At 61.5% G+C, this 24,880-nt stretch carries 18 protein-coding genes; 7 read left to right on the forward strand and 11 right to left on the reverse strand.

Annotation, left to right across the window (positions count from 1 at the left end; all coding sequences use genetic code 11):
* Positions 1-8 precede the first annotated feature (8 nt).
* The 3 genes from prlC to J0F90_RS23375 all read right to left on the reverse strand — a co-directional run bounded on the left by prlC (position 9) and on the right by J0F90_RS23375 (position 3,052).
* Positions 9-2,051 (reverse strand): oligopeptidase A, encoded by a 2,043-nt coding sequence (gene prlC / locus J0F90_RS23365; protein ID WP_016930445.1) that lies wholly within the window; start codon positions 2,049-2,051, stop codon positions 9-11.
* 118 nt (positions 2,052-2,169) lie between these two features.
* Entirely contained in the window at positions 2,170-2,631 is a 462-nt protein-coding gene (locus J0F90_RS23370) for an HIT family protein (protein ID WP_033636385.1), read from the reverse strand.
* 16 nt (positions 2,632-2,647) lie between these two features.
* A complete protein-coding gene (locus tag J0F90_RS23375; RefSeq protein ID WP_033639168.1) occupies positions 2,648-3,052 on the reverse strand; it encodes an ASCH domain-containing protein in 405 nt (134 codons plus the stop codon).
* Positions 3,053-3,187: 135 nt separating this feature from the next.
* On the opposite strand from J0F90_RS23375, the gene J0F90_RS23380 reads away from it, so the two are divergent.
* A complete protein-coding gene (locus J0F90_RS23380; protein WP_004931012.1) occupies positions 3,188-4,030 on the forward strand; it encodes a 23S rRNA (adenine(2030)-N(6))-methyltransferase RlmJ in 843 nt (280 codons plus the stop codon).
* 130 nt (positions 4,031-4,160) lie between these two features.
* A complete protein-coding gene (gorA, locus tag J0F90_RS23385; RefSeq protein WP_016930448.1) occupies positions 4,161-5,513 on the forward strand; it encodes a glutathione-disulfide reductase in 1,353 nt (450 codons plus the stop codon).
* Between the two features lie 78 nt (positions 5,514-5,591).
* On the opposite strand, the gene J0F90_RS23390 is transcribed toward gorA, so the two are convergent.
* The 3 genes from J0F90_RS23390 to J0F90_RS23400 form a co-directional block, all read right to left on the reverse strand.
* Complete coding sequence (locus J0F90_RS23390; RefSeq protein ID WP_033639166.1) at positions 5,592-6,110, reverse strand: DinB family protein; 519 nt, start codon at positions 6,108-6,110, stop codon at positions 5,592-5,594.
* Positions 6,111-6,176: 66 nt separating this feature from the next.
* Positions 6,177-7,028 carry a PhzF family phenazine biosynthesis protein gene (locus J0F90_RS23395; protein WP_033639165.1) on the reverse strand — a complete coding sequence of 284 codons (852 nt, stop codon included), beginning with the start codon at positions 7,026-7,028 and terminating at the stop codon, positions 6,177-6,179.
* Between the two features lie 33 nt (positions 7,029-7,061).
* Positions 7,062-7,691 (reverse strand): LysE family translocator, encoded by a 630-nt coding sequence (locus J0F90_RS23400; RefSeq protein ID WP_033639164.1) that lies wholly within the window; start codon positions 7,689-7,691, stop codon positions 7,062-7,064.
* A gap of 139 nt (positions 7,692-7,830) precedes the next feature.
* On the opposite strand from J0F90_RS23400, the gene J0F90_RS23405 reads away from it, so the two are divergent.
* The 3 genes from J0F90_RS23405 to J0F90_RS23415 all read left to right on the forward strand — a co-directional run bounded on the left by J0F90_RS23405 (position 7,831) and on the right by J0F90_RS23415 (position 11,617).
* A complete protein-coding gene (locus J0F90_RS23405; protein WP_033639163.1) occupies positions 7,831-9,180 on the forward strand; it encodes an aminotransferase-like domain-containing protein in 1,350 nt (449 codons plus the stop codon).
* Positions 9,181-9,341: 161 nt separating this feature from the next.
* On the forward strand, positions 9,342-9,836 hold the full coding sequence (locus J0F90_RS23410; protein ID WP_004931017.1) for a putative pterin-binding protein: 495 nt from the start codon (positions 9,342-9,344) through the stop codon (positions 9,834-9,836).
* On the forward strand, positions 9,833-11,617 hold the full coding sequence (locus J0F90_RS23415) for an ATP-binding response regulator (protein WP_016930453.1): 1,785 nt from the start codon (positions 9,833-9,835) through the stop codon (positions 11,615-11,617). The genes J0F90_RS23410 and J0F90_RS23415 overlap by 4 nt, the downstream gene beginning before the upstream one ends.
* On the opposite strand, the gene J0F90_RS23420 is transcribed toward J0F90_RS23415, so the two are convergent.
* The 4 genes from J0F90_RS23420 to J0F90_RS23435 all read right to left on the reverse strand — a co-directional run bounded on the left by J0F90_RS23420 (position 11,607) and on the right by J0F90_RS23435 (position 20,291).
* Positions 11,607-12,458, reverse strand: a complete 852-nt coding sequence (locus J0F90_RS23420; RefSeq protein ID WP_016930454.1) for a helix-turn-helix domain-containing protein — start codon at positions 12,456-12,458, stop codon at positions 11,607-11,609. The two genes, J0F90_RS23415 and J0F90_RS23420, sit on opposite strands and share 11 nt — an antisense overlap.
* Positions 12,459-12,912: 454 nt before the next feature.
* Positions 12,913-16,017 carry an autotransporter serine protease gene (locus J0F90_RS23425; RefSeq protein WP_373978602.1) on the reverse strand — a complete coding sequence of 1,035 codons (3,105 nt, stop codon included), beginning with the start codon at positions 16,015-16,017 and terminating at the stop codon, positions 12,913-12,915.
* A 118-nt stretch (positions 16,018-16,135) separates the two neighbouring features.
* Positions 16,136-19,159: an autotransporter serine protease gene (locus tag J0F90_RS23430; protein WP_042706123.1), complete on the reverse strand. Its 3,024-nt coding sequence runs from the start codon at positions 19,157-19,159 to the stop codon at positions 16,136-16,138.
* A gap of 478 nt (positions 19,160-19,637) precedes the next feature.
* Positions 19,638-20,291 (reverse strand): TetR/AcrR family transcriptional regulator, encoded by a 654-nt coding sequence (locus J0F90_RS23435; protein WP_042706136.1) that lies wholly within the window; start codon positions 20,289-20,291, stop codon positions 19,638-19,640.
* Between the two features lie 249 nt (positions 20,292-20,540).
* On the opposite strand from J0F90_RS23435, the gene J0F90_RS23440 reads away from it, so the two are divergent.
* Positions 20,541-21,758: a Tm-1-like ATP-binding domain-containing protein gene (locus J0F90_RS23440; protein WP_033639161.1), complete on the forward strand. Its 1,218-nt coding sequence runs from the start codon at positions 20,541-20,543 to the stop codon at positions 21,756-21,758.
* Between the two features lie 94 nt (positions 21,759-21,852).
* Here the strand turns inward: J0F90_RS23440 and spy are convergent, their stop codons facing one another.
* Positions 21,853-22,344, reverse strand: a complete 492-nt coding sequence (spy, locus tag J0F90_RS23445; protein WP_033641337.1) for an ATP-independent periplasmic protein-refolding chaperone Spy — start codon at positions 22,342-22,344, stop codon at positions 21,853-21,855.
* A 531-nt stretch (positions 22,345-22,875) separates the two neighbouring features.
* Here spy and pdeR point away from each other — a divergent pair.
* Positions 22,876-24,870, forward strand: a complete 1,995-nt coding sequence (gene pdeR, locus J0F90_RS23450; RefSeq protein ID WP_033639160.1) for a cyclic di-GMP phosphodiesterase — start codon at positions 22,876-22,878, stop codon at positions 24,868-24,870.
* Positions 24,871-24,880 lie beyond the last annotated feature (10 nt).

Below are 24,880 nucleotides of genomic sequence, written 5' to 3' on the forward strand. Positions count from 1 at the left end.
GTGTCGGGTTATCCTTTAATGCCGTAATGGCGCAGCATAGCATCCAGCTGCGGCTCGCGGCCACGGAAGCGTTTGAACAGCGCCATCGGCTCTTCCGACCCGCCGCGCGACAGGATGTTGTCGAGGAAGGATTTGCCGGTTTCGGCGTTGAAAATCCCCTCTTCTTCGAAGCGCGAGTAGGCGTCGGCCGACAGCACTTCCGCCCACAGGTAGCTGTAGTAACCCGCCGCGTAGCCGCCGGCGAAGATGTGGCTGAAGGCGTGCGGGAAGCGGCCCCAGCTCGGCGAAGGCACCACCGCCACCATTTTCTTCACTTCCGCCAGCGTCGGCAGGATCTGCGCGCCTTTTTCCGGGCTGTATTCGAAGTGCATGCGGAAATCGAACAGGCCGAATTCCAGCTGGCGCAGAATGAACAGCGCCGCCTGATAATTCTTGGCCGCCAGCAGCTTGTCGAGCATGGCCTTCGGCAGCGGCTCGCCGCTCTGGTAGTGGCCCGAGATAAACGCCAGCGCTTCCGGCTCCCAGCACCAGTTTTCCATAAACTGGCTCGGCAGTTCGACCGCATCCCACGGCACCCCGTTGATGCCGGAGACGCCGGCGGTATCGATCTGCGTCAGCATGTGATGCAGACCGTGGCCGAATTCGTGGAACAGCGTGGTCACTTCGTTATGGGTGAACAGCGCCGGCTGGTCGCCCAGCGGACGGTTGAAGTTGCAGGTCAGGTAAGCGACCGGTTTTTGCAGCGTGCCGTCGGCCTTGCGCAGGCTGCCGACGCAGTCGTCCATCCAGGCGCCGCCGCGTTTGTTCTCGCGGGCGTACAGATCGAGGTAGAAGCTGCCGCGCAGCTCGCCGTCGGCGTCGAACAGATCGAAGAAGCGCACGTCCGGATGCCAGGTTTCCACGTCTTTACGCTCTTTGGCGGTGATGCCGTAAATGCGTTTCACCACTTCGAACAGCCCTTCCACCACCCGCTGCTCCGGGAAGTACGGGCGCAGCTGCTCGTCGCTGATGGAGAACAGGTGCTGCTTCTGTTTTTCGCCGTAGTAGGTGATGTCCCAGGCGTCGAGCTCGTCCACGCCATAGTGCTGTTTGGCGAAGGCGCGCAGCTGCGCCAGCTCTTGCTCGGCCTGCGGGCGGGCGCGTTTGGCCAGATCGCTCAGGAAGCCGATCACCTGCTCCGGGCTTTCCGCCATTTTGGTCGCCAGCGACTTGTCGGCGTAGGTGGCGAAGCCCAGCAGCTGAGCCAGCTCGTGGCGCAGCGCCAGCGTTTCCGCCATCACTTCGCTGTTGTCCCATTTGCCGGCGTTCGGCCCCTGGTCAGAGGCGCGGGTGGCGAAGGCGCGGTACATCTCTTCACGCAACGCGCGGTTGTCGGCGTAGGTCAGCACCGGCAGGTAGCTCGGCATGTCCAGCGTCAGCAGCCAGCCGTCTTGCTCTTTGGCCTGCGCCATCGCCTGCGCCTGCGCCAGGGCGCTTTCCGGCAGGCCGCTCAGCTCGGCTTCGTCGGTGATCAGTTTGCTCCAGCCCATGGTGGCGTCGAGCACGTTGTTGCTGTAGGTGGAGCCCAGTTCGGACAGGCGCGCGACGATCTCGCCGTAGCGCTGCTGTTTGTCCGCCGACAGGCCGATGCCCGACAGTTCGAAGTCACGCAGCGCGTTGTCCACCGCCTTGCGCTGCGGCACGCTCAGCGCCTCGAACGCCGCGCCCTCTTTCAGGCTGCGGTAGGCCTGGTACAGCCCTTCGTGCTGGCCGACCCAGGTGCCGTACTCGGACAGCAGCGGCAGCGCCTGCTCATAGGCGGCGCGCAGCTCCGGGCTGTTTTTCACCGAGTTCAGGTGCCCGATCGGCGACCAGATGCGCGACAGGCGATCGTCCGACTCCGCCAACGGCTGACACAGATTGTCCCAGGTGAACGGGCCCGGCTGCGCGACCACGCGCTCTACCGCAGCGCGGCAGTCCGCCAGCGCGGATTGCACCGCTGGCACGATATCTTCAGGGCGGATCGCCGAGAAAGGCGGCAGGGAAAACGGGGTCAGCAACGGATTTGTCATAGGGCAGTCCTGATTAGCGTTGGGGCCCGCCGCACGGGCGAGCCTTAAAATGCGTATGAATCTCTAACATGGAGCCAGGCAGCAGGAAAATCAATGCCCGGCGTTGATCGTTCGTGCCTTAAATGGCGCTTTGGCGGATGCGGGCAGCCAGCGCCGCCAGCTGCTCGTCGTCGGCACGCGCGGCGTCATGGGAGGAAATATAGCCTTCGTAACGCGCGAAAAACTTCGGCGAGGTCGATTCGATCGGCCGCCACTGTTCCAGCGACGCGGTGCCGTGCAGCGGGATCAGTTTGGCGTGCACGTGGTCGACGCCGTAGCCCTCAAACACCATGCCGCAGCGGCCGACATCGTCGAACGCGCGATCCAGCTGCTTTGCCACCCGCTTGGTCGCCAGCATCAACGCGCTCAGCACCTCGTCCGGCAGGTCAAAGGCGTAGCTCGGGTGGTGCGCCTTGGGGATCACCACGCTGAAGCCGTCGGTGTTGGGAAAGATGGACAGGAACGCCAAATGGTCGTCGTCTTCCCAGATTTTATGGCACGGCGCCTTACCCGCCACGATGTCGCAAAAAATGCAGCTCATCCTTTCTCCTTGTGATTCACAGCGTTTCAACCCATTCGAACTCTTCGAACACCAGCCACATGTCCGGCGCAAAGGTGCCCTCGCGGGTGAAGAACGCCTGATGCCCCTGGCGCCAAAACGCCAGGCTTTTGTCGCCTTCACCCTCTTTGGCCGCCATCTCGGCGGTCACCCGATCGTAGCGCATCAGGCGCAGCGCCAGGGTTCTGATCACGCAGGCCGGTTCGCCGCGGCCATCGAGAACGATGCTGTAATCGCCGATCCGCGGGGTTTGTTCCCGACGATAGCTCGCATAGGAACTGCAGGTGGCGGTTTTATCCCCGCTCAGCACCAATCCCAGCAGTTCGTCGGCTAACGCCGGGCCGTCGCCGAACGCCCAGCGCGCCGCGTCGGGGTAATTCGCCAAAATCGCCTGTTTGCTCATCGTCCTGTCCCTTTCTGTTAACGTCTGCGGCAACGGAGTCCGGTTTTTCCCGGCCAGACAGTTTATACTGTGCAGATTATAAGCCTTATTGCATTGAATGCTCCGTCTGCGGAGCACAAGGAACCGCCACCCGTCATGTTAAGTTATCGCCACAGTTTCCACGCCGGCAACCACGCCGACGTGCTCAAGCACACCGTTCAGAGCCTGATCATCGAGTCGCTGAAGGAAAAAGAGAAGCCGTTCCTGTATCTGGATACCCACTCGGGCGCGGGCCGTTATCAGCTCAGCGGCGAACACGCCGAGCGCACCGGCGAATACCTGGAAGGCATCGGCTTGCTGTGGCAACGCGACGATCTGCCGGAAGAGCTGGCGGCCTACATGAGCGTGGTGCACAACTTCAACCGTTCCGGCACGCTGCGCTACTACCCCGGCTCGCCGCTGATCGCCCGCCAGCTGCTGCGCCCGCAGGACAAAATCCACCTGACCGAGCTGCACCCGAGCGACTACCCGCTGCTGCGCAGCGAGTTCCAGAAAGACGAGCGCGCCAAAGTGCAGCGCGCCGACGGCTATCAGCAGCTGAAATCCCAGCTGCCGCCACTGTCGCGCCGCGGCCTGATCCTGATGGACCCGCCGTATGAAATGAAGACCGATTACCAGGACGTGGTCAAAGGCATTCAGGAAGGCTACAAGCGCTTCGCCACCGGCACCTACGCGCTGTGGTACCCGGTGGTGATGCGCCAACAGATCAAACGCATGCTGCGCGATCTGGAAGCCACCGGCATTCGCCGCATCCTGCAGATCGAGCTGGCGGTGAAACCCGACAGCGATCAGCGCGGCATGACCGCCTCCGGCATGATCGTCATCAACCCGCCGTGGAAGCTGGAACAGCAGATGAAGAACGTGCTGCCGTGGCTGCACAAGGTGCTGGTGCCGTCGGGCATCGGTCACCATCTGGTGAACTGGGTGGTACCGGAATAATCCCCATCAGGGCGCGGTTTGCCGCGCCCTGCGTCCACCTATCGCAGCCATCGACGCAATCTTTGCGACAAACCCCGGTCAGGCGTTAAACTCTTACCCTCTTCAAATTCACAACTCATGGAAATCCCAGATGACGAAACATTACGATTATCTAGCAATTGGCGGCGGCAGCGGCGGTATCGCATCGATCAACCGGGCAGCCATGTACGGCCAAAAGTGTGCGCTGATTGAAGCCAAAGAGCTGGGCGGCACCTGTGTAAACGTGGGTTGTGTACCGAAAAAAGTCATGTGGCACGCGGCGCAGATCGCCGAGGCCATCCATCAGTACGGCCCGGACTACGGCTTCGACACCACCGTCAACGCCTTCGACTGGAAAAAGCTGGTCGCCAACCGCACCGCCTATATCGACCGCATCCACAATTCCTACGACAACGTGCTGGGCAAGAACAAGGTCGACGTGATCAAAGGCTTCGCGCGCTTCGTGGATGCGCACACCGTGGAAGTGAATGGCGAAACCATCACCGCCGACCACATCCTGATCGCCACCGGCGGCCGCCCGAGCCATCCGGCTATTCCGGGCGCGGAATACGGCATCGACTCCGACGGCTTCTTTGAGCTGGACGCCATGCCGAAACGCGTCGCCGTCGTCGGCGCCGGCTATATCGCCGTAGAGATCGCCGGCGTGCTGAACGCGCTGGGCGCGGAAACGCATCTGTTCGTGCGCAAGCACGCGCCGCTGCGCACCTTCGATCCGATGATCGTCGAAACCCTGGTGGAAGTGATGAACACCGAAGGACCAAGCCTGCACACCGAATCGGTGCCGAAAGCGATCGTCAAGAACGCCGACGGCAGCCTGACGCTGCAGCTGGAAAACGGCAAGGCATTCACCGTCGACTGCCTGATTTGGGCCATCGGCCGCGAACCGGCGACCGACAACCTGAACCTCGGCGTCACCGGGGTGAAAACCAACGAACAAGGCTACATCGACGTCGATAAGTTCCAGAACACCAACGTCAAAGGCATCTATGCGGTGGGCGACAACACCGGCGCGGTAGAGCTGACCCCGGTCGCCGTGGCCGCCGGCCGCCGTCTGTCCGAGCGCCTGTTCAACAACAAGCCGGACGAACACCTGGATTACAGCAACATCGCCACCGTGGTGTTCAGCCACCCGCCGATCGGCACCGTCGGTCTGACCGAGCCGGAAGCCATCGAGAAATTCGGCGCGGACAACGTGAAGGTGTACAAATCCTCCTTCACCGCCATGTACAGCGCCGTGACGCAGCACCGTCAGCCGTGCCGCATGAAGCTGGTGTGCGCAGGTAAAGAAGAGAAGATCGTCGGCCTGCACGGCATCGGCTTCGGCATGGATGAAATCCTGCAGGGCTTCGCGGTGGCGGTGAAGATGGGCGCCACCAAGAAGGACTTCGACAACACCGTGGCGATCCACCCGACCGCGGCGGAAGAGTTCGTCACCATGCGCTGAGGCGCAACCTCGCCGGGTTCCGGCGCGTAACAGGCCAGGCGCGAAAGCGTCTGGCTTTTTTTATTTATCTCGCTCGCCTCACGGCGCCCGGCGGTAATGATCGCGAAGAAACACCGGCAAATCGTTCGCCGGTGAAGCAAAGGGCACCTGATAGAGCATATCGCCGACAAAACCGCGATGATAGGTAGCGTGGTTGACGACATGCAGCACGATTTCCTGGCGCGTCATGCGGCCTTCCCCCCCGCCGACGAACTCGAAATGCACCACCTGCGCCAGCGCCTCCGGCGACCAGTTGTCCACCTGTTCGATATACCAGCGATCCATTTCCTCCACCGCGCACCGCAAGTCGTCAAGCGCAGGCGTTTGCTCGGTGTTGCGCGCGAGGTAGCCATGCTTGCGGCCTTGCAGATGGTGCCTGAAGATATCGTCCACCACATACACATGATTCAAGGTATGCACCATATTGCCGAAACGGGTCGGGCGCGGCCGCAGCGCTTCGCCTTCCGGCAAGGCCGCCACACAGTCAAAGGTCAAGGCGTTCGCCCAGGCTTTGTAACGCACCAGCATTTTCAAGGTATCGATGGCCGTTGCAGACATACTGCTCACTCCTTGTCGGATGAAAATCGATATTCAGCTCAGCCGCACGCGGTGCGGCGGCGCGTTCTACGCCGCGCCAATCCCTTGCAGCCGCCCTTCGACCTGCGTGCGCGTATCGCCGCCCACCCAAATCCGGCCGCTCGCGTCGCGGGTGACATGCACGCGTCCGTTGCGCCCACGGCAGCGCCCCTGAGCGGCGATATAGCCGCCGCTGACCACGCCGGTTGCGAACAACCACTGGGCCAGGGAGGCATTGAGGCTGCCGGTGACCGGATCTTCAACGATAGCGCCAAGATGATCGCTCAAAAAGGCGCGAACTTCGAAGGCTGCGTCACCATCGGCATGTGGGCCGACGACGCCAATGTCGACCCTGCGCGACCAGCTTCTCGCCGGCGTCAGGGAAAGCACACGCTCGGCGCTGGCCAGCCGGATCCCCAACCACCCCGGACCGTTATCGATCCAGGCGGCATCGAGCGCCTCCTCAGGCGCGATCCCCAAAAACCGCAGCGCGTCGGCCAACGCCGCTTCTGAAGGCGCCCCGGAGCGAATCAACGGCGGCGCGGCAAAACACAGCCGTCCGGCCTCGCGGCGAATGCTCACCAAGCCCGCCCCGCACTCCTGGATGATCTCCGTCTCATTGCGCGGCATACCCTCCGCAGTAAGCCAGGCATGACAACTGCCGAGCGTCGGGTGCCCGGCAAACGGCATTTCACGATCCAGCGTGAATATCCGCACCCGGTAATCCGCCTGGGGGTGCGTCGGCGGCAGCAAAAAGGCCGTCTCCGACAGGTTGAACCAACGCGTCAAACGCTGCATGTCCTCCGTCGACAACGCTTCGGCGCCCGTGATCACCGCCAACGGATTGCCGGCGAGCGGCCCGGCGCCAAAGACATCCACCATCTGCATGCCAAAAACCATCGCTTATCTCCTCAGGTTAACGCCGGGCGTTCATTACCCCCGCGATATCAACAGCTCCAGGCCCGCCAAAGCGAACAGCAGCGCAAGCGTTCCTTCAATCCAGCGCCTCACCCGGGTGTAAAACGCGATCATCGGCGCCGTTGAGAACAGCAGGGCATACCCCCCGAAAATCGTCACGCCGAGCAGCGCGCAACCGCCAATAATTGCCGGTAAAACCTGCTCAGGCGCGCCTTGCCGCAATCCCAGCGACATGATCGCCATCCAGGACATGATGGCCTTGGGATTGCCGAGATGCATCAGCACGCCCTGCCGATAAAGCGCCCGATAAGGCCGCGCATCGCGCCCCGCGGCCATGCCCGACGTCGCGGCGGACGTGCGTAACGCGGACTTTCCGGCGCGCAGCGCCAGATACAGCATATACACGCCGCCAACGATCTTGATGGTCCACAGCGCCTGCGCATACGTGGCCAACACGGCGGAAAGGCCGGTCGCGGCCAACATCGCCCAGCACAGCGATCCGGTCATCACGCCGGCGGCCAGCACCAATGCGGGCCTGCGGCCGTCACGCATCGCCACGCCCATGATCGCCATGTTGCTGGGGCCGGGGCTGGCGGTTGCGAGGAGATAGGCGCCGTAAACCAACGCAAGCTGACTGACCATCATGGAAAAACTCCGCTGACCCGCCTTACGGCCGAGCCGTTGTTGAAAACGCCGGGACTCCTCACCAACATAGTATGTGTTACACTTTTCGCCTATTTAAATAGTGTCACGTGACACTATATTCTTTCTCCGGAGAGCGACCATGCGGCTTCAATCCCCCTGGCAACCCCGCCTGGCCAACGTAGAAGCCACTACCGTCGAACGGCTGGTGCTGGCGTTGGCTGACGACATTATCGAGGGCAAGCTGCAAGGGGGCGATCGTTTGCCGGCTCACCGTCCCCTCGCCTGGCAATTGGCGATCGGTCTGGGCACGGTGACCAAAGCCTACGCCATCCTGGAACGACGCGGGCTGGTTCGCAGCGTGAAAGGCCGCGGGATGTTCGTGGCGATTCGCCGCGCCCGTGAAAAACGCGAAATCGATCTTTCAGCCAATGCGCCGCCGGCGATGCTTACCGATCGTTTGCTGGCGCGCACGCTGGCCGGCATTGCGCGGAAAATGGATGCGGATCATCTGAACTTCTATTCCCCACCGACCGGGCATCTGGAGCACCGGCGTTTGTTGGCCCGCTGGCTGGAAAACGCCGGCGTCACGATCGATCCGTCGCACCTGGCGCTGACCAGCAATGCCCGTCAGGCGATTTCGCTGGCGTTTGACCTGGCCTGCGGGCCACGCGGCACGATACTGACGGAGAGACTCACCTACCCCGGCGCGATCGCGCTGGCCCGGCGTAAAGGCCATCGCCTGATCGGCGTGGAGATCGATGCGCAAGGCATGGTGCCGCAGGCGCTGGCGAGCGCGCTCGAGCGAGTCTCCTCCGGCCATACCGCGGTCTATCTGACGCCGACGCTGCATAACCCGACGACCGCCACCATGAGCGCCGAGCGCAGGCAGGCTATCGTCGAGATATGCCGGCAGGCGAATGTCTGGATCATCGAGGATGGCGTCTACGCGCTGGGTCACTCTGCGGCGCCTGCGCTCGCGGCTTTAGCGCCCGAGCGGGCGTTCCATGTCAATGGCCTGTCGAAAACGCTCGGCCCGGGGTTGCGGATCGGCATGCTGACTCTGCCGCCCGGCATGCAAACTGCGGCGGAAGAAGCCTTGCAAGATATTCCTTTCGCGCCTTCGCCACTGTCTTGCGCTGTGGTGGAGGAGTGGTTGTCCAGCGGCGCAATCGAGACGATACCGCAAGCGTTGCGCCATGAGGCTCAGCGAAGAGTGCATCTGGCCACCTCGATATTTGATGCCGACGACTGCGTATCGCATCCCGACGCTTATCATGTCTGGCTGCCGATGCCGCGTGAAACCGCCGAGTCGGTGGCCGCCGCCGCCGCATTGGTCAACGTAAAGGTGACGCCGCCGGACACCGTGATGGTGGCCCGCGACGAACGTGCGACGGGCATTCGCCTGTGCCTGGGTTCCCCCTCGCCGGACGAGCTAACGGCAGGCCTGACGCAGCTGGCACAGCTGTTGAAAGAGCATCGGAACGGCTGACAAACGGAAGAGAAAGGTTACGCGCACGGGCCGACCGGCTCAGGACTGTTCTTTTTGTGCGGTTTACTATTCCCTTCGCACCCGCCTGCTTTTTCTGCCATTATTCTGCCTGATAAATTAGCGGGACTGATACAACCTCCCCGCGCCTCTGGAGAACACCGATGCTGTTCAAACTATGCAAAACCCTTGCGATGGCCTGCGTGGCCCTGATTATCGCCCAGAGCAGCGCGCTCAGCTTTACCCTAGAAGTGGCGGGCAAGATCGACAACGTGACCGACCCGGTCAAAAAAAGCTATCTGTTCACCGATAAGCAGCTGTTGGCGATGCCGGTGCGCAGCATCACCACCTCCACTTCCTGGACGCCGCAGAGAAAATTTGAAGGGATTTCGGTGGCCGATATCCTGGAGCGCGTCGGCGCCAAGGGCGAGACGCTGACTTTCTACGCGCTGAACGATTATTACATCGACGTGCCGCTGTCCGACGTCAAGAAATACAACATGATCCTGGCCTACAGGATGGACGGGGAAATGCTGAAGCTCAGAAACTTCGGCCCGCTGTTCCTGGTTTACCCACGCGACGCCGCCGGGCCTGAACTGAACTCGCCGTTGTACAATTCACGCTTTATCTGGCAAGTCGACAGGATCGTGATCAAATGAAGCTGACGACCTTTAAGAACGGCAGCAGGCTGGCGATCCCGGCCATCTTTGCCGCGCTGTTTTTAGTGGCTTCGACCGTCACGCTCTATTACTACAGCGCCACCCTGTCGAAAAAAGGGCTGTATGCCATCGCCGGCACGCAGGAGAATTACTCCTGGTCTATCGCCAAGTTCTCCATCAAGCTGGCGGAGTTCGACACGCTGGTCGAGCAGCAAAGCCATGCCGCGCAGGTGGACAGCGACAATCTGCGGCTGCGGTTCGAAATCCTCTATTCGCGCTTTTACGTGCTGGAAACCGTCTCCGAATCCACGCAACCGCTGTACGCCGAGCCGGGCTACCCGGAAGTGGTCAAGCAGATGCGCCTGCAGATGGATCGCATCGATAAACTGCTGGATAACCCGAAAATCGACTTCAGCCAGGTTTTCGCGGCCATGAAGGCCATCAAGCCTTACGCCATCGAAATGGCCAACCTGACCGACCACGCCGAGGTGAAGCAGCGCACCGCAGCCTATGAGGATTACATCGAGAAACGGCACATTATTTTCTATGGGCTGGTGATCGTCATGTTCTCGGTGATCGCGCTGATCGCCATCACCCTGATCGTGTTCCGCCAGCAGCGGCTGACCATTCGCCAGCAGGCCAAAGCCATTGAGGCGGAGAAAGCGACGCGCACCAAAAACGCCTTCCTCGGCGCCATCGGCCACGAGCTGCGCACCTCATTGCAGAGCGTGATGTCGGCCATCGACGTGCTGGTGAACACCCGAGTGTCGGCGGAGCATGCGGACACTTTCCAGCGGCTGGAGACCGCCGCGCAGCAAATCGAAAGCCAGATGAAGGATCTGACCGACTACGCGCACCTCGACAGCGGCATGATGGAATTGCGCATCGTGCCGTTCGACGCGCAGAAGCTGATCGCGGAAACCGCCAACGAAATCGCCACCCTGACCCGCAAAGAGCAGGTCAAACTGAGCTGCGAAGTGGAGTGCAGCCACCTGTTGGTGCACTCCGATCCGCTGCGCATCCGGCAGATTATCGTCAACCTGCTGACCAACGCCTACAAATACACCGAAAGCGGCAGCATTACGCTGCACAGCTGCCTGCGCCGCCAGCCGGGCGGCAATTCGTTGATCATCGAAGTGACCGACACCGGCATCGGTATTGAAAAAGACCAGCTCGATCAGATATTCAAACCCTTTACCCAGTTGGATCAGTCGCATACCAAACAGTATGCCGGCGTGGGGATGGGGCTGGCGATCGTGCACGGCCTGGTGACGCTGCTCAACGGCACCATCACGGTATACAGCGAAATCAAGAAAGGCAGCACCTTTATCGTCAGCATTCCGGTGCAGATCAGTGAAGAAGAGCGCGCCGACGAGCCCGCCGCCGCCAATGCCCCCCTGCAGCAAAAGCCGCAGCAGGTGCTGGTGGTGGATGACAACAAGTCGGTGGGTGACGCCTTTGCGGCGCTGCTGGACAAGCTGGGCTACCAGCACGAACTGTGCGACTCGCCGGAGCGCGCGTTGCAGAAACTGCTCAGACGCCCTTACGACGCGCTGTTGCTGGATCTGCAGATGCCGGGCATCGACGGCGCCGCCCTGGCCAGGCAGCTGCGCAATCGTCGCGGCCCCAACCGCCATGTGCCAATCATCGGCATCAGCGCCTATACGCCGGAGCAGCTGACGGCGGATCAGCGCGCCCTGTTCGATAACTACCTGATGAAACCGGTTCGGCTGGATGCGCTATCGAGCGCGCTGGCCGAGGTGTTCCCCGCTAAAGATTAAAACAGCGTTGCAGTGCGGCTTCGATCACATGGAGCCGCACCGGTTTTTCATAAGGACCGAGCACATCGTACTCGCGCATCGCCTGAGCGATCTCCGACTCGCGTCGGTCGGTGCCCAGTTCGCCGGTCAGCACCAGTACCGGCGCGTCCGGGTTGTCGGAGGCGCGGATGGTGGCGATACAGCGATCCGCCGTTTCCTCACCGATCAGCCAGTCCACCACGTAACCGTCGAACAGGCTTTGCTGCAGCGCTTGGCAGAAGCTGTCGACATCGTAAAACGCCACTGCGTTGAAACCGCAGCCGCCGAGGTACTTGGCCAGCTCATCGGCCGCCTGATGCGAATCGTCCAATACCGCGATGCTCAACCGCTCGTCATCGCCGTAACCGGGCCGAATTTCTATCAGTTCGACGCCGTAACGCGGGCCTGCCGGCGCCTCATCGGCGCGATAGATATGCCATTGCCCCTCCACGCGCAGCGCCACAAATTCCGCCGGCCGCCCGGCAGGAAGTTCGTCGCCAATGTGCCCGACGCAGGGCATCGCCACCCCCGCCACGAAAAAGATGGCATCACGCGCCATGTTTGGCTCGGTCGTCTCATGTTCGGCGCTCAAATCGGCGATCGCCGCCGGCGTTTCTCCCAACGCGGCCGCGACGCTGTTGATCTGTTCCAGCGTCCAGGGGCTTTGCCCTTTCAATTTGCGGTGCGCATGTGAAAAACTCAGATCCAAGATGCGGCTGAGTTCGCGGGCATGCTGACGTTTTCCAATCCCGTAATGTAAAAACAGCTCCCTGACCCGATTGGCAATCGACTGTGAATCGAATTTTTGATGATTGTTATCCATTTGTTCCTTCGATTTTTTTTACTGATTTATCAGTCGTTTTGATTATTTCTGCTGAAAAAGCCACACCTAAAACTAGCATCCCATGCAATTATGCGTTAAAAACGTTGCTTGACATACCATGTTGTATCGTCAAACATGGTATCAAAAGAGACATACAGCAATACACTATAAAAAATAACACCAGCACGATTTTTAATAATAACCATAGTAACACCAGGGAAAATTTGTTCCGTTGCCGCTACTGAGACGATGCTCACATCGCTTGGACTGCATAAGCAAAACGGGGCTTGAGCCTTTAGCGCTAATCTGTTTTACCCACTTTTAAGCCGGGATCCGTCAGGGTCCCGGTTTTTTATTGCCCTGGTGCCGCGCCATCATACGGACTCACCCCGCAGCCGCAAATAAAAACGGAGCCGGCATGCCGGCTCCGTTCACCCTGTAATGACCGCTTGGCTTAGAAACGCCAGGTGAAACCGGCGTTGACGCTGTTGTCCTGGTGGTTCTGCGACAGCAGCCCGCCGTAGCCCAGCGACAGCGAGGCGTTCTCGTTCACCGCCACTTCCGCCCCCGCCTTCAGCACCATCCCGTCGCGCGACACCGGCACGCTGTCCACCACGAACGGCGCGTTGCCGCCGTTGAACCGCAGCCCGGTGCCACGCTCCAGCCCGCCGTACTGGTGTTGCCACCCCAGCTCGCTGCGCAGCGCCACCGTCGTGCCCGGGCTCACCTGCCACTCAGTGTCCGCGCGCAGTCCCAGCGTCGACACCGTCGCGTCGGTGTGCTGCTTGTCGCCGCGCAGCGCCGCTGCGCCGCCGCTTTCCGCAATGCCGTTGTTTTCAAAGTTCACGTACGCCAGGTTGACGAACGGCTCCAGGTTCAGCCACTCGCCCTTCACGCTGTAGCCCGCTTCCGCGAACAGCTGCTCGGTGCGCGCGCTGTACTTCGCCGTGTCGCGGTCCGACTGCATCCCGTAGTTCACCGACCGCTTGGTGTCGATGCGGTGCCAGGTGTAGCCCGCCCCGCCGCGTAGCGCCAGCGCCCCGAACTGCTTGTCGCCGTACGCCGCCAGGTGGTAGTTGTCGCTGTCCGCCTTCGACCCGTACCCGCCGTGCAGCGAGGTGCGGGTGTAGCCGGTCGCCACCCCCAGCCGCCAGTCGGCCGCCGCCGCCGAGTCCAGCCCCACCAGCACCCCGTAGGTCGAGGCCTGATAGCCGGTGGCGTTGGCGTCGCCCGACGCATGGTCCCACGCTCCCAGCAGCTGCGCCCAGGCGCCGTCCTCGTCCGCCTTGATGGCCGACGAGCTCGCCAGCCCTTCCGCCTGACGCAGACGCCCGTTCAGCGCCTCACGCAGGTAGCGGCTGTCGTTCACCAGCGCCGACGCGATGTCCGCATGGATTTGCCCCGACAGCTGACGGAACGCCTGCCGCGCCTCGCCCGCCGTGCCGCTGTTGAGCAGGCTCTCGTACACCGGGTTGCCCGCCGCCAGCGCATCCGCCGCCGCCGCCACCGCCCGTTCGTTCGGCGTCTGCGCCACGCTGGCGAAGCTTGTGCCGTTGCGCCCGACGCTCAGCGTTACCCCGGTCGGCTGGTAGCTCAGCCCGGTGCCGAGGAACAGGTAGTTCGGCGCCACCGCGTCAAACTGCCCGCTCACCCCCTGCTGCGCGCTCAGGATGGTGTACTGCTGGCCCAGCAGGCTGCGCACCTCGCTTTGCGTCAGCAGGTTGCTGCTGTTCTCCAGCGTGACCGCCACCTCGCCGCCGCCGATCGTCGCCGCTCCACCGCTCTGGATCCGATCGCTCTGGCCGTTCGGCCCCACTTCCACCGCATAGCGCGAACCCGGCTCGAAGCTGACGTCGCCGGCCACGTTCAGGGTGCCGATCGAGTTGCCCGGCGCCACGGTGCCGCCGCGGCGGGCGGTCAGCGAACCGACGGTGCCGCTGCCGCCGACGATGCCGCCGCTCTGCACGCTGACGGCCGAGGTGACCGAGCCGTTGATCGCCAGCCGCCCCTGATTGACCAGCGTCGGCCCGGAATAGGTGTTGGCGCCGGTCATGACCAGCGTGCCCCTCCCTTCTTTGGTCAGGCCGCCATGGCCGGAGATGTTGTTGGAGTAGACTTCCAGTTCGCAACTGATGTCGTCACACTTTCTGGCGTGCAGCGTGCCGGCATCCACCTCGGCGCCCAGACCCGGAATATTGGCGACAAACTGGGTCGGGCCGTAGGCCACGCCCGTCGGATCCGGAATGCGGAACTCCGCAGGAATATCTTCGACGGTATAGAACATGCCCGGGCCGTTGATGGCTTTGCCCAGGTTGATCATCCCCCAGCCGTAGAGCGCGTCGATGCCCGGCGCGCCCATGTCGGTGGCGGTGGTTTTCAGCACGTCGGCAATCTGCGCCGAGCTCATGTACGGGAAGCGCTGCAGCAACACCGCCACCGCGCCGGTGACGTGCGGCGTCGCCATCGAGGTGCCGTTTTTATTGCCGTAGTCCGACACCAGGTTGGCCGGATCGGAACCGTTGGCCACGGTGCTGTAGATTTTGCTGCCCGGCGACGAGACGCAGAAGCTGGCGGTATAGCCGCAACGGGAAGAGAAGCTGCTGATGGTGTAAGGCACGCTGTTGGTCGATGTCGCATCCTGCGCCACGCTGGCGACCGACAGCCAGTTCGGCGCGATGTCCGGCACGAAATAGGCCAGGCCGCTGATCACATCCGGCTGATTGTAGTTGCCGTCGTTACCGGCGGCGAACAGCACCAGAATATTTTTGCGCGCCGCGTCGATGGCGCCCTGATAGCCTGCGCCGGCCAAACTGCCGAGCAGCGGTTTGACCTGATCGAACTGTTCCTGCGCATCCTTCAGCTCAAAGTGCAGCGCGTTGGGATCGCGGCCGCCGTCGGACAGGAAATCGGGAATACTGACGCCCCAGCTGTTGTTGATCACCCGCACGCCGCTCTTGATCATCGCCTGCCAGCCGGCATTGGTGACGGCGCCGTCCAGGCCGAGGAATTCGCCGTAGGCCGGGCCGTCGTTGTCATTATCGACGCTGATCACCTGCGAATCGAAGGCCACGCCGTGCATGCCGACGCCGTCGCGGTTCGCCGCGCTGATGCCCGCGACGTGCACCCCGTGATTGCTCAGCATGCCCTGTGAACCGCTGTAGAAGTGGAAGGTGCCGTCGAAGTAAAAGCGATCGCCGGCGTTAATCCCCGGCCGGTGCGGATCGGTATAGGCGCGATAGCCTTCGGTGACCACGTTGATCAGTTTGCCGTCGCCGGCGAACTCGGGATGGCGGTTGACCGGGGTATCGAAAATGCCCACCTTCTGCCCTTTGCCGGTGTAGCCGGCGGCATAGGCCTCATCGGCGTGGATCGCCCCCAGCCCCCAGTTGGCGTTGAATTCGGCGCTGCGCCAGCTGGCCGGATCGCCGGCTTGGCCGCTCACCTCGTGCGGCGCCGCCTGCGCATACCCCGCCAGCGCCATGCAGCAGACCAGCGCGTTCAGCCGCCACGGCGAGCGGCGAGCGTTTCCTTTGCTATCAAAACCCATTGTTGTTGTCATTTCCTTACCTTTTGCTTGTTATTGGCCGACGCCCCAGGTGCGCCGGGTTCTCATTAGCAGGATGTGAAAAAGGAACCGCCCGCAGGCGGTTCCCGTACAAGGATTGAGTCGATGTTGCTTAGAAGCGCCAGGTGAAGCCGGCGTTGACGCTGTTGTCCTGATGGTTCTGCGACAGCAGCCCGCCGTAGCCCAGCGACAGCGAGGCGTTCTCGTTCACCGCCACTTCCGCCCCCGCCTTCAGCACCATCCCGTCGCGCGACACCGGCACGCTGTCCACCACGAACGGCGCGTTGCCGCCGTTGAACCGCAGCCCGGTGCCACGCTCCAGCCCGCCGTACTGGTGTTGCCACCCCAGCTCGCTGCGCAGCGCCACCGTCGTGCCCGGGCTCACCTGCCACTCAGTGTCCGCACGCAGTCCCAGCGTCGACACCGTCGCGTCGGTGTGCTGCTTGTCGCCGCGCAGCGCCGCTGCGCCGCCGCTTTCCGCAATGCCGTTGTTTTCAAAGTTCACGTACGCCAGGTTGACGAACGGCTCCAGGTTCAGCCACTCGCCCTTCACGCTGTAGCCCGCTTCCGCGAACAGCTGCTCGGTGCGCGCGCTGTACTTCGCCGTGTCGCGGTCCGACTGCATCCCGTAGTTCACCGAGCGCTTGGTGTCGATGCGGTGCCAGGTGTAGCCCGCCCCGCCGCGCAGCGCCAGCGCCCCGAACTGCTTGTCGCCGTACGCCGCCAGGTGGTAGTTGTCGCTGTCCGCCTTCGACCCGTACCCGCCGTGCAGCGAGGTGCGGGTGTAGCCGGTCGCCACCCCCAGCCGCCAGTCGGCCGCCGCCGCCGAGTCCAGCCCCACCAGCACCCCGTAGGTCGAGGCCTGATAGCCGGTGGCGTTGGCGTCGCCCGACGCATGGTCCCACGCTCCCAGCAGCTGCGCCCAGGCGCCGTCCTCGTCCGCCTTGATGGCCGACGAGCTCGCCAGCCCTTCCGCCTGACGCAGACGCCCGTTCAGCGCCTCACGCAGGTAGCGGCTGTCGTTCACCAGCGCCGACGCGATGTCCGCATGGATTTGCCCCGACAGCTGACGGAACGCCTGCCGCGCCTCGCCCGCCGTGCCGCTGTTGAGCAGGCTCTCGTACACCGGGTTGCCCGCCGCCAGCGCATCCGCCGCCGCCGCCACCGCCCGTTCGTTCGGCGTCTGCGCCACGCTGGCGAAGCTTGTGCCGTTGCGCCCGACGCTCAGCGTTACCCCGGTCGGCTGGTAGCTCAGCCCGGTGCCGAGGAACAGGTAGTTCGGCGCCACCGCGTCAAACTGCCCGCTCACCCCCTGCTGCGCGCTCAGGATGGTGTACTGCTGGCCCAGCAGGCTGCGCACCTCGCCTTGCGTCAGCAGGTTGCTGCTGTTCTCCAGCGTGACCGCCACCTCGCCGCCGCCGATCGTCGCCGCTCCGCCGCTCTGGATCCGATCACTCTGGCCGTTCGGGCCCACTTCCACCGCATAGCGCGAACCCGGCTCGAAGCTGACGTTGCCGGCCACGTTCAGGGTGCCGATCGAGTTGCCCGGCGCCACGGTGCCGCCGCGGCGGGCGGTCAGCGAACCGACCGTGCCGCTGCCGCCGACGATGCCGCCGCTCTGCACGCTGACGGCCGAGGTGACCGAGCCGTTGATCGCCAGCCGCCCCTGATTGACCAGCGTCGGCCCGGAATAGGTGTTGTTACCGGTCAGCACCAACGTGCCGATGCCCTGTTTGGTCAGGCCGCCATGGCCGGAGATGTCGTTGCTCCAGACGTCCAGCCCGCACAACACATCGCTGCAGACGCGCTCGGTCGGTTTGCCCTTGTCCAGCACCGCGCCGACGCCCGGCAGATCCACTACAAACTGGGTCGGGCCGTAAGCCACGCCCGTCGGATCCGGAATGCGGAATTCTTCGGGAATATCCTCGGCGGTCACCAACATGCCCGGGCCGTTGATGGCCTTGCCCAGGTTGATCATCCCCCAGCCGTAGAGCGCGTCGATGCCCGGCGCGCCCATGTCGGTGGCGGTGGTTTTCAGCACCTCCGCCACCTGCGCGCCATTCAGATACGGGAAACGCTCCATCAGCACGGCAACGCTGCCGGCCACGTGCGGCGCCGCCATCGAAGTGCCGCTGTATTTGGCGTAACCGGTCGTCAGATTCTCCACGCTGGTGCCTTCGATTACCGAGCTGTATACCCGGGTGCCCGGCGCCGAGACGCAGAGGCTGGCGGTGTAACCGCAGCGAGAAGAGAAGGTGCTGATGCTGTAATCGCCGGTATTGGTCGGATCCTGCAGGCTGGCGACCGACAGCCAGTTCGGCGCGATGTCCGGCACAAAATAAGCCAGACCGGCCATGGCATCGGGGTTATTCAGATTGCCGTCGTTACCGGCGGCGAAGATGGTGACCACGCCGCTGCGGGCCGCGTCGATCGCGCCCTGATAGGCGCCGCCGGGCTTGGTGCCGAGGATCTGTTTGATCTGATCGAACTGCTTTTGCGCATCGTTTACTGTGAAATGCGGATAAGCCGGGTCATAACCGCCCTCATCAAACTTTTCGGTGATGCCGATGCCCCAGCTGTTGTTGATGATGCGCGCGCCGCTGGCCACCAGCGCATCCCAACCGGCCTGGTACACCGCGCCGTCGTTGCCGAGGATGATGCCGTCCTCCGGGCCGGGATCGCCGTTTTCCGCGCTGATGATCTGCGCGTTGAACGCCACGCCGTGCATGGCGCCGCCGTCTCGGCTGCCGGCGGCGATGCCGCCCACATGGGTGCCGTGCGAACCGAGCGTACCATCGGAATCCACGCTCGGTGTGCCGTCATAGCGGAAAGCGTCGCCTTTTTTCACCGGAATATAGGGGTCGGTATATTCGCGGATGCCTTCGGTAACCAGATTGATCACCTTATTCTCACCGGCGAACTCCGGGTGCTTGGCGTAGACTGGCTGATCGAAAATGCCAAGTTTGATGCCTTTTCCGGTATAACCGGCGGCGTAGGCCTGGTCGGCGTGGATTGCCCCCAGCCCCCATTCCGCATTGAACTCACTGCTGCGCCAGCTGGCCGGATCGCCCGCTTTGCCGTTCTCTATATAGCTGGAGGCCTGCGCCCCGCCAATCGCCGTCAGGCAGATCAGCATCGCGCTCCATTGTGCGCGATTAACTCCGATTTCAGGCCAGCCGAAGGCCGCCCGAGCGGATTTGACTCCTCTAAGTTTCTTCTCCATCCCAGATACCGTCCGTTGTTGTTTGCAAATGTTTTATAAGATTTTTTGTGTAACAGTTTGGTAACACCAAATAAATAAAGCACAACAATCTCAAGTGCGCTTAATGTGTCATCCGGCAGCTCGACGGGAGGAGAGAATGTTTCAAGGGTGAATCAGGCCAGTGCCGATAAGAAATGACAATGACGTTTGCCGGTATCAAAATGGCGATAACACGTGAAGGGATAAATTATAATCTGCTGATAAATAAAAATATAACCTAGGGAGACATAAAGAATGCGGCCGCCTGAAAAGTGCTTAACAGGCGTCTTTTATCACTTTTAATTATAAATTTTGCCAATATTCACTCAGTGAATTATGCTGGTTTTTCACTCGGTCATCGGCAAAAATTGGATTATCCTGCTGATGTTTTTTTGCAGTTCGTCGCGTCCTCTTCCGCCTGACGCAGAATGGCTTTGGCCATCCATTGCGTGACGTCCTGAATGCTCTCAAGCTCCAGCCCCCAGATATCTTTCAGCACCAGGAACACCTCCGAGCCGTAAATCAGCGAGAAAGCATGAATCACTCTCTGCAGAGAGTCCGGCGGCAGTTTGCCCTGCAGCGGTTCCACCGCCAGCGCCAACAGACGCTTGCGGTTGCCGCGCACGAATTTCTCGCCCGGCGTCGCGTGCGCCCACTGTTGCAAAGAGAGTTGCAGCGCCGCGCGCAATGCTCCCTCGTGCCGCTCCATCTGAGGATAGGCGAAAGTCAGCAACTGCCGGATGCGTTTCAGGGCGTCATCGTCTTGCGGGCGCCATTCCAGAATAGGCCCCAGGCTTTCCGCCACCACGGCGCTAATCAGCGCACTCTGGGTCGGAAAATAGCGGTAGGCCGTCGCACGCGATACCTGCGCATGCGCCGCCAGTTCGGTGATCGAAGGAAACGCCCCTTCGTCATACAGCGTCATCGCGCTGGCCAGCAACAAACGGTAGGTTTTTGCCCGGGTGGAAGTCAGTGAAGGATCAAACGGGGTGGGAAAGGCATCTATCGGCACATAAACCTCATGCATCTGCACACGCTTGCGCAACAGAGGATGCGCCTCTGTCGACTGGCTGCCGGCAAAGCGCCGGCCACGTTGAAAAGCCAAAAATGAGACAGGAGTCCCATTTTGCACTGAGCTGCCCTTGCAAAAATGATACTGCCGTCTCATTATATAAATACATTAATCAATTTAATTTAAACGCCAACACCAGGGCACCCTATAAAAATATAATAAAATGATTTTTAAATAAAAACTAGAAACACCCTAGGGAAATACATGAAAGACACTTCAAATTTTGTCTATATTGCTACCACAGCAGATACGAAAGGACAAGAGCTGGAGTATGTACGGCGGCTGATCGCTGCCCTGAATTTACCCACGCGAACCGTCGATCTTTCCACTCGTCGCTTGCCGTTTGACTCCCCGGCCGATATCGGTCCAGAGGACGTCGCACGCCACCATCCGGCAGGCGCCGACGCGGTCTTCTGCGCCAGTCGCGGCCAGGCGATCGCCGCCATGGCGACCGCTTTCGAACGTTTTATCCTGACGCGCCGCGATATCGCCGCCTTGCTTGGCCTGGGCGGTTCCGGCGGCACCGCCATCATCACGCCGGCCATGCAGCAGCTGCCGATCGGCCTGCCGAAAGTGATGGTCTCGAGCATGGCGGCGGGAGACGTTTCCGCCTATGTCGGCGCCAGCGATATCAACATGCTGTATTCGGTCACCGATCTCGCCGGCCTGAATCGCATCTCGCGACGGGTGCTGGGCAACGCGGCGCGCCAGATAGCCGGCGCAGTGCACTTCGCCGCCGTCGACTATCACGACAACAATCCCGCGATCGGCCTGACGACGTTTGGCGTCACCACGCCCTGCATTCAGGCGTTGGTTGCCGAGCTGGGATCGCAATGGGATTGCCTGACGTTTCATGCGACCGGCAGCGGCGGCAGATCGTTGGAAAAACTGATCGATAACCGCCAACTGCACGGCGCCATCGATTTGACCACGACCGAAGTGGCCGATTACCTGTTTGGCGGCATGCTGCCCTGCAATGCGGATCGTTTCGGTGCCATCGCGCGTACCGGCATCCCGTGCGTGCTCTCCTGCGGCGCGATAGACATGATCAACTTCGGCGCGCCGAATACGGTGCCGGCTCGCTATGCCAACCGTCTTCGTCACCATCACAACCCGCAAGTGACGCTGGTGCGCACCAGCGCGCGAGAGAATGCGTTAATGGGGCGTTGGATGGGCGAAAAAATCAACGCCTGCGCGGGCGAAGTGCGTTTCGTTATCCCGGCGGGCGGCGTATCGGCTTTGGATGCGCCCGGCCAACCGTTCTGGGATCCGGCGGCGCTGGCCGCCTTTACGCAAGCGCTGGAAGAAACGGTGCACGCCACCGGCAAACGCCGGTTGATAAAAACGCCTTATCATATTAACGACCCGCGCTTTGCGCAGGCCGTTGCCGAACAGTTTCGGCACATTGTCGGCGGAGAATGATGATCACCCACGGCAAAGCCTGCCGGTGATAACGCCAAATAGAAAAAGGGCCAGACAAATAGTCTGGCCCTTTATTATTTACCGCGAGCGAATATTACTGACCGGCGGACATCTGCTCCTTCATTTTATTCATGTGGTCCATCATCTTTTGCTCGCGTTTCTGATAATTCTCATTGTATTGTTTTTTCTGCTCAGGCGTCAGCAGGTTATACATTTTATTTTCCGCTTTGGCGCGTGCCAGCATGCGTTCGGATTGCGCTTTACCGATCGCGTCAATTTGCGCCTTCGCCTTCGCTTCGTCAAAGCTGTCGGAAGCGACCAGATTGTGCAGCGCCTGGCGCTCCTCTTTCATGCCCGGCCCGCGCTTCTGGTGCGACTCTTTCATGATGTCGCGCATCTGCTGGCGCTGCTGCTCGGTCAGGTTCAGCCCGGCGAACGGGCCGCCTTTGCCTTCACCCTTGTGATGCATCATTTTCATCGGCGCCGCATCCGCCGCCGGAGCCGTCGCCGTATCGGCGGCGAACGCCGCGGAAGCAGAACCCAGAGCCAGCGTGGAAGCAATAAATAAAGCCGTCAATTTACGCATAATCATTTCCTTAAAAATTTTCTTCATCAGGAGCGCTGTACGTTAACAGGCTCATTCGTTGTCGGAGATAATAATAGGCTGATAAATTTCAAGTAATGCGAGGGTGTGTAAACTTTTTAAAACCCGCCTCGGATTTATTCACCAATTATGAGAAAACTATGAAGATGGCGTTTATTTGATGGAAATTTTAATTTCTCGGCAAAAATCCCCCCGGTGGAGTTATTTTTCCGCTTTCCCCTCATCGCTATAATTTACTCACCTGCACGGCAACCTTGCATCAACCGTTTTCCGATAGCAGGGGAAATCAGTAAGCATCACACGATCCGATGTTCTCCTACACTTTAAGACAAGCAGCGCCGGGCGACGTTTACACCGCAAAACTAATCATTGCTTATATAATAGTTTCCATCACCCGCCCCGCCTGTGAAAACCTGTTATATGATGCACAGATGCGTACGGCGATCGCTTTCGGGCCAACAGGCTGCCCGGGGCTGTGCCGCCCGCCCGCCCGTGCTCTTTTGAGGAATCGTCATGCCCGCAGACCAAGGCCCTGAGCTTCTTAGCGCTCACTTCGGCACCCAAAGCCCCCACTGGCGGCTGGCGTTTGACAGCAATGCCCTGGAGCTGTCCGCCGTTAAGGGCAAAGCTCATATCGCGGTAGCGCTCAGCGCCATGGAAGCGGCGAAAATCCGCCGTCTGACCGGCGTGACCGCCAGCCTTGAGCTGACCATTACGTTGGCCGGTGAACCGCTGCATCTGCATCTGGTCGGGCGCCGCGTCAACAACCTCGAATGGGCGGGCACGGCTTCCGCCTTCAGCGACACCCAATCGGTGGCGCGCGACCTGGTGCACGGCCTCTCCTTCGCCGAGCAGGTGGTGTCCGAAGCCAACTCGGTGATCGTGATCGTCGATCAGCACGGCCGCATCCAGCGCTTCAACCGACTGAGCGAGGAGTACACCGGACTGCACGAACACGAGGTGATCGGCAAAAACGTTTTCCAGCTGTTTATGAGCCCGGAAGAAGCCGCCGCTTCGCGGCGCAACATCGCCGGCTTCTTCCGCAACGGTTCGTCCTATGAGGTGGAACGCTGGGTAAAGACGGTCAAGGGCGAACGGCTGTTCCTGTTCCGCAACAAATTCGTGCACAGCGGCAGCGGCAAAAACGAAGTCTTTCTGATCTGCTCCGGTACCGACATCACCGAAGAACGCCGCGCGCAAGAGCGGCTACGGGTGCTGGCCAACACCGATCTCATCACCGGCCTGCCGAACCGCAACGCCATCCAGGACAAGATCAATCACGCCATCGCCACGCGCGGCGAAGAGAGTTTCGGCCTGGTGTACCTCGATCTCGACAACTTCAAAAAGGTCAACGACGCCTACGGCCATATGTTCGGCGATCGGCTGCTGGTCGAGGTCGCGCTGGCGATCCTCGGCTGCCTGAGCCCGGATCAAGTGCTCGCCCGCCTCGGCGGCGACGAATTCTTGGTGCTGGCGCCGCAAAGCGATCGCGAGCGCCTGCAAACGCTGGCGCAGCGCATTATCGACAGGCTGAAGACCCCTTTTCGCATCGGTCTGATTGAGGTGTATACCGGCTGTTCGATCGGCATCGCGCTGTGCCCGGAGCACGGCAACGATCTCGACAGCCTGATCCGCAGCGCCGATACCGCCATGTACGTCGCCAAGGAGCACGGAAAACGCACCTATACCGTCTTCTCGCCGGAGATGAACAAACGCGTCGCCGAATACATGTGGCTGGACACCAATCTGCGCAAAGGGTTGGAACAAAATCAGCTGGTGCTGTATTACCAGCCTAAAATCGACGCGCACAGCGGCGAAGTGCACAGCGTGGAAGCGCTGGTGCGCTGGGATTCGCCGGAGCGCGGCCTGATCCCGCCGCTGCAGTTCATCTCCTATGCCGAGGAGTCCGGCCTGATCGGCCCGTTGGGCCAATGGGTGCTGCAAACCGCCGCCGGGCAGGCGGCGCAATGGCAAGAGCAGGGATTGAATCTGCGGGTGGCGGTCAACCTCTCTGCCCGTCAGCTGGCCGACGACGGCATCGTCAACGACCTGCTCGGGGTGCTGCACCGTCACCGCATGGCCCCCTGCCTGCTGGACTTCGAGTTGACCGAAAGCAGCCTGATTGAAGACGAGAACCGCGCGCGCGCGCTGATCACCCGGCTGCGCGAACTGGGCGCGCAGGTGCATCTCGACGACTTTGGCACCGGCTATTCGTCGCTGGCGCAGCTGGCACGCATTCCTCTGGACGCCATCAAGCTGGATAAAAGCTTCGTGCGCGGGGTGAATTTCAATCCGGTATCGCAATCGCTGGTACGCGCGATCGTCGCGGCGGCGGAGGCGTTGGCCTTCCGCGTGATCGCCGAAGGGGTGGAGACCGAGAGCGAAAACCACTTCCTCGACGAGGTCGGCGTGGACGAAAAACAGGGCTTTCTGTTCGCGCGGCCAATGCTCCCGGAACAGCTGGAGCATTGGCTGCAGTCCTATCGCCCGCGCTCACCCTCCGCATGAGGCGGGCGCG

This window comes from Serratia marcescens subsp. marcescens ATCC 13880 (assembly GCF_017299535.1).
GTDB lineage: Bacteria > Pseudomonadota > Gammaproteobacteria > Enterobacterales > Enterobacteriaceae > Serratia > Serratia marcescens.

What these genes read in the sequence shown, in the direction of transcription:
- J0F90_RS23420 (WP_016930454.1), bottom strand. Translation starts at nt 12,458, where the DNA reads ATGGATAACAATCATCAAAAATTCGATTCACAGTCGATTGCCAATCGG.
- J0F90_RS23415 (WP_016930453.1), top strand. Translation starts at nt 9,833, where the DNA reads ATGAAGCTGACGACCTTTAAGAACGGCAGCAGGCTGGCGATCCCGGCC.
- spy (WP_033641337.1), bottom strand. Translation starts at nt 22,344, where the DNA reads ATGCGTAAATTGACGGCTTTATTTATTGCTTCCACGCTGGCTCTGGGT.
- J0F90_RS23400 (WP_033639164.1), bottom strand. Translation starts at nt 7,691, where the DNA reads ATGATGGTCAGTCAGCTTGCGTTGGTTTACGGCGCCTATCTCCTCGCA.
- J0F90_RS23405 (WP_033639163.1), top strand. Translation starts at nt 7,831, where the DNA reads ATGCGGCTTCAATCCCCCTGGCAACCCCGCCTGGCCAACGTAGAAGCC.
- J0F90_RS23410 (WP_004931017.1), top strand. Translation starts at nt 9,342, where the DNA reads ATGCTGTTCAAACTATGCAAAACCCTTGCGATGGCCTGCGTGGCCCTG.
- J0F90_RS23390 (WP_033639166.1), bottom strand. Translation starts at nt 6,110, where the DNA reads ATGTCTGCAACGGCCATCGATACCTTGAAAATGCTGGTGCGTTACAAA.
- J0F90_RS23435 (WP_042706136.1), bottom strand. Translation starts at nt 20,291, where the DNA reads ATGCATGAGGTTTATGTGCCGATAGATGCCTTTCCCACCCCGTTTGAT.
- prlC (WP_016930445.1), bottom strand. Translation starts at nt 2,051, where the DNA reads ATGACAAATCCGTTGCTGACCCCGTTTTCCCTGCCGCCTTTCTCGGCG.
- J0F90_RS23380 (WP_004931012.1), top strand. Translation starts at nt 3,188, where the DNA reads ATGTTAAGTTATCGCCACAGTTTCCACGCCGGCAACCACGCCGACGTG.
- J0F90_RS23395 (WP_033639165.1), bottom strand. Translation starts at nt 7,028, where the DNA reads ATGGTTTTTGGCATGCAGATGGTGGATGTCTTTGGCGCCGGGCCGCTC.
- gorA (WP_016930448.1), top strand. Translation starts at nt 4,161, where the DNA reads ATGACGAAACATTACGATTATCTAGCAATTGGCGGCGGCAGCGGCGGT.
- J0F90_RS23440 (WP_033639161.1), top strand. Translation starts at nt 20,541, where the DNA reads ATGAAAGACACTTCAAATTTTGTCTATATTGCTACCACAGCAGATACG.
- J0F90_RS23375 (WP_033639168.1), bottom strand. Translation starts at nt 3,052, where the DNA reads ATGAGCAAACAGGCGATTTTGGCGAATTACCCCGACGCGGCGCGCTGG.
- J0F90_RS23430 (WP_042706123.1), bottom strand. Translation starts at nt 19,159, where the DNA reads ATGCTGATCTGCCTGACGGCGATTGGCGGGGCGCAGGCCTCCAGCTAT.
- J0F90_RS23370 (WP_033636385.1), bottom strand. Translation starts at nt 2,631, where the DNA reads ATGAGCTGCATTTTTTGCGACATCGTGGCGGGTAAGGCGCCGTGCCAT.
- pdeR (WP_033639160.1), top strand. Translation starts at nt 22,876, where the DNA reads ATGCCCGCAGACCAAGGCCCTGAGCTTCTTAGCGCTCACTTCGGCACC.
- J0F90_RS23425 (WP_373978602.1), bottom strand. Translation starts at nt 16,017, where the DNA reads ATGACAACAACAATGGGTTTTGATAGCAAAGGAAACGCTCGCCGCTCG.